This is a genomic window from Haloferax sp. s1, assembly GCF_058382125.1.
The window spans coordinates 1-4,298 of the sequence record NZ_JBZRPK010000410.1 but is presented as its reverse complement, the minus strand read 5'-3'; the positions used below and the strand labels follow the sequence as shown (position 1 = coordinate 4,298).

At 59.2% G+C, this 4,298-nt stretch carries 4 protein-coding genes; all 4 read left to right on the top strand.

The window, feature by feature from the left end; all coding sequences use genetic code 11:
* A partial coding sequence (locus tag QT222_RS05440; protein ID WP_491476554.1) for an ABC transporter ATP-binding protein occupies positions 1 to 933 on the top strand: 933 nt, incomplete at its 5' end.
* A 333-nt stretch (positions 934 to 1,266) separates the two neighbouring features.
* Positions 1,267 to 2,997: a S8 family peptidase gene (locus QT222_RS05435; RefSeq protein ID WP_491476553.1), complete on the top strand. Its 1,731-nt coding sequence runs from the start codon at positions 1,267 to 1,269 to the stop codon at positions 2,995 to 2,997.
* A gap of 62 nt (positions 2,998 to 3,059) precedes the next feature.
* On the top strand, positions 3,060 to 3,314 hold the full coding sequence (locus QT222_RS05430; RefSeq protein ID WP_004061042.1) for a hypothetical protein: 255 nt from the start codon (positions 3,060 to 3,062) through the stop codon (positions 3,312 to 3,314).
* 502 nt (positions 3,315 to 3,816) lie between these two features.
* Positions 3,817 to 3,969: a hypothetical protein gene (locus tag QT222_RS05425; protein WP_004061043.1), complete on the top strand. Its 153-nt coding sequence runs from the start codon at positions 3,817 to 3,819 to the stop codon at positions 3,967 to 3,969.
* Positions 3,970 to 4,298 lie beyond the last annotated feature (329 nt).

Sequence of the window (4,298 nt, the reverse complement as noted above, 5' to 3'; positions counted from 1 at the left end):
CTCGTCGGCCCCTCGGGGTGTGGCAAGACGACGACGCTCCGGATGATTGCCGGATTCGAGACGCCGACAAGCGGGTCGGTCCGGTTCGACGGCGAAGACGTTACTCACCGTTCCCCGGAGACCCGAAACGTCGGGCTCGTCTTCCAATCCTACGCGCTCTTCGACAACATGAGCGTCCTCGAAAACGTCACTTTCGGCCCCAAGATGCACGGTGTCGACCGTGAAGAGCGTCGGACCCGTGCCCGTGAACTCTTGGCGATGCTCGACATCGACGATTTGGCGATGCGGAACCCGCGAACACTCTCGGGTGGCCAACAACAGCGTGTCGGCATCGCTCGTGCGCTCGCCATCGAACCGAAGATTCTCCTGTTGGACGAGCCGATGACCGGTCTCGACGCGAAGCTCAAACGCGAACTCAGACGGGAGTTGGCCGACCTGCTCAGTGAGTTGGGTGTCACCGCGCTGTACGTGACGCACGACCAAGACGAAGCGATGGAGATGACCGACCGAATCGCGGTATTGAACGATGGCCACCTCGAACAAGTCGGGTCACCGGAAGCCCTCTACGAGCGACCGGCGAACCGGTTCGTCGCAGAGTTCGTCGGCGCGTCGAATCTGCTCTCTGCACGGCCAACGACCGATGGTTTGGACCTCGGCTACGCGACGGTCGATTCACCGTTGGAGACGACTGCACACGATACGGTGACGGTCGTCGCTCGACCGGACGACATTACACTCTGTGACGACGGAATCGTGACGGCCGAAATCGAGGACGTGACGTACCTCGGCGAGCGAGCCGAGAGTATCGCCACGCTCCCGGATGGAACATCGGTGACGGTTCGTTTCGACCCACGGGCGGAACACGTCGTCCCCGGCGACGAGACCGGCCTCTCGTTCGACACGGAACGTCTCCACGTGGTCGAGCGCTACTAGCGATAGAGCCACCCGAAAAAGAGTTTGTTGCCGACCCATCCATCGGCCAGTTACTCACGACTGACGCCGTAGGCTTCCGCCTCGTGATTTTTGGTCGTCTGAATTGGAAGGTCTCCATCAGTACAATCGAGGGAGATAGACGTAACCCAGACCCGGCCAGCATGTTGGGTCCTCTCCCAAGAGTTGTGACTGTGACATTACTTCCACCCGATTGACAACTGTTAATGTCAAACATGGTGAAGTTACGCGTGGTGTACCTCGCGTAGAGAGGTAGGGAACCAATCGAGAAGATGGCACGGGCACACCGCGAGAAAAGGAGGAAGTAAAACCAATATGAAACCGAACCCAAGAGAACCAGAAGAGATACGAGGTAAACGAGAACTCGTCATGGTCGCCAAGCCCGACGTAAAGTTGCGGGCGCGACCTGAAGGGCTGACCTCGGCCGCAGATGTCGATATCAGTCCGTTGTCGGACGTCCTCGACGACGAGGGTGCAACTATCGAACCACTCTTCGGAACGACTGAAGAGCGGTTACAGGCCGACGTCGAGTCCGTGGCTTCCGAGTCGGACCTCGACGTACCGGACTTATCGGTGTATTACAACGTTCACACGGACGAAGACCGGATGGAAGAGGTCGCCAAACGGTTGAACGAACTTGAGACGGTCGAAGCCGCCTACGTGAAACCGCCAGCCGAACCAGCGGAAGCGGTCGGGGAGGCTGAATTCGAAGCGCTCAACGACATGACTCCGGTCACGGAGTCGCCGCCCGCGCACACACCGGATTTCGTGTCCCGGCAGGGGTATCTCGATGCGGCTCCCGACGGTATCGATGCCCGCTACGCGTGGCAATTCGCTGGCGGCAGAGGCCAAGGAGTCGACGTGATCGACTTGGAGTGGGGCTGGAACTTCAGCCACGAGGACCACCAGAACAACCAAGGAGGCGTAGTCGGCGGCACTAACTCGGCGTACGATAACCACGGGACCGCTGTCATCGGCGAGATTGGCGGTGATCAAAACGACTTCGGAGTCACCGGTATCGCGTCGGAGGCCAACATCAGTGCTGTCGCCTTCTCCATGGCTACGGCACGGGCGGTTCGTCTGGCAGCGAATCGGTTGAACCGTGGCGATATCATGCTGCTAGAGATCCATCGACCGGGCCCCCGGAACAATTTCCAGCAGCGAAGTGACCAAGACGGATATATCGCCATCGAATGGTGGCCCGACGATTGGGCGGCCATTCGGTATGCCGTCGCGAAGGGAGTCATCGTCGTTGAGGCTGCGGGGAACGGCGATGAAAACCTCGATGATTCGATTTACGACAACAGACCATCGTGGTTCCCCTCCGACTGGAGCAATCCGTTCCAGCGGGGGGACCGAGACTCGGGTGCCATTGTCGTCGGCGCTGGCGCCCCGCCGCCGGGCACTCACGGGAACGACTGGGGCCCCGACCGGTCGCGTCTCGGCTTCTCTAACTACGGGAGAATTATCGATGCGCAGGGTTGGGGCCGAGAGGTGACCAGCACTGGATACGGCGACCTCCAAGGCGGATCGGACAGGAACGAATGGTACACCGACGGCTTTAGCGGAACGTCGAGTGCCTCCCCAATCGTCGTCGGTGCTCTGGCCTGCGTGCAAGGGATTCTGCGCCGGGACAGACAAGCCCAACTCAGCCCGCTGCGAGCGCGGGAGCTGCTTCGTTCGACCGGGTCGCCTCAGCAGGACGCTCCCGGACGCCCCAGTTCACAGCGAATCGGGAACCGACCGGACCTCCGGGAACTGGTCCCCCATGCGTTGCAGACCAGTAACTGGACCGGCGTCCAGTTCCGTGGGACCGTCCCTGCGAACAGCACGCGACGCTGGTTCACCTGGGGATGGCCAGCACAGTGGCACGTCTTGTGGACCGTCGTCCCGACGTCGCCCGACCCCGGTGGACCCCAGATTGGATGGAACGTGGAGGTCGAACGGGCCACACACGAGAACATCACGTACTGGATCAGCATCACGAACAAGACGTCTTCGTCAGTGGACGTTGAGGCCCGCTACGCTGTCCTTGGAGAAACGTAACGGATGAACGAATTCACGAACGCACACAGTCGACACGACCGAACATACACGGAGACACGAGTATGAGAACAGGAGTTCAATTCCGCGGTACCGTCCCGGCAAACAGCAGTCGTCGCTGGTTCACTTGGGGGTGGCCCGAAGACTGGCACGTCACGTGGTACGTCGTTCCGACGTCACCCGAGAAGGGTGGACCACAGATCGACTGGGACGTGGAAGTAGAACGCGCATCGAGCGACAACATCACGTACTGGGTATCGATTCAAAACACCACTAGCGACAGCGTCCAGGTTGAGGCCAGATACGCAGTACTGAACTAGAGGTGAGCAGACAATGCGTATTATAATCGAGATTGACGAAGAAGCCGACACTGAGACGACCAAGGCCGAGGTTCGAAAGGGGGCGGAGAAGATACACGAAGGAACCAGAGGGAGGGAGAAGACGCACCAAGAAGCCACCGACGCGGGTGAAGCGCCCAGTTCCAGTCCTGCACTAGCAGAAGAGACAGCGACTTCTGGTCCGCAACCGAGGCGAACGCGGGAGAGACCGGAACAGGGCACTAACGGTGGTGCTGCTCCCCAATCGCTGCCAACACCTCCGTCCAAGAACGGAATGGACGTCTCTCCTACAGGTCGGGCGACCGACGCCGGCGCAGCGCCGGGACCAAAACCAGAGCCAGGGCGAAGCCCGGTAATAAACGGTGGGATGCCGTCCACCAGTGGGTCTCCGAAAAAAGTATCCCAGGCAAAGTCCGAGAAGACTGACGCTGGCCCCCCCTCGGTACCACCCAGCGGGAGCTCGGCAACTGTCGAGGAAACGCAGATGGACTACGAGACCATGGTTTCGGGAACTGTAGAGGAAGTCAAAGACCGAGTCAAAGGAGAGCACTTGGACATAATGAAACTCATCGAAGCCGAGCGAGCCGGAGACGACCGGAACACGCTCATCGAATGGTTGGAAAAACAGAAAGCGTAGCTGTCGACAGCTGAGCAAAACTCACCGCGTCGAAGAGGAATTGGAGACACGGCAAGCGTGGTGGGCTTTGGAGACGATTCAAACACCGGTGAGTACGCCACGCCCGTCGCCGGAAGAACCGAAATCCGGTGTTTCTTTCTCCACCCGTTTTGGTCACACAATCAAAATGAGGACCGCAGGACGGCATCACGATTTACATCAAAATCATATTGAAAATTAAGAAATATTTTTTACGAACCGCGGACAATATTTTGATGGAATCGAGGTGATCAGCAATGGCTCTTCCAACTGGTCCCGCAAGTTCCTGGTTCCAAGGCACAGACTTCCCG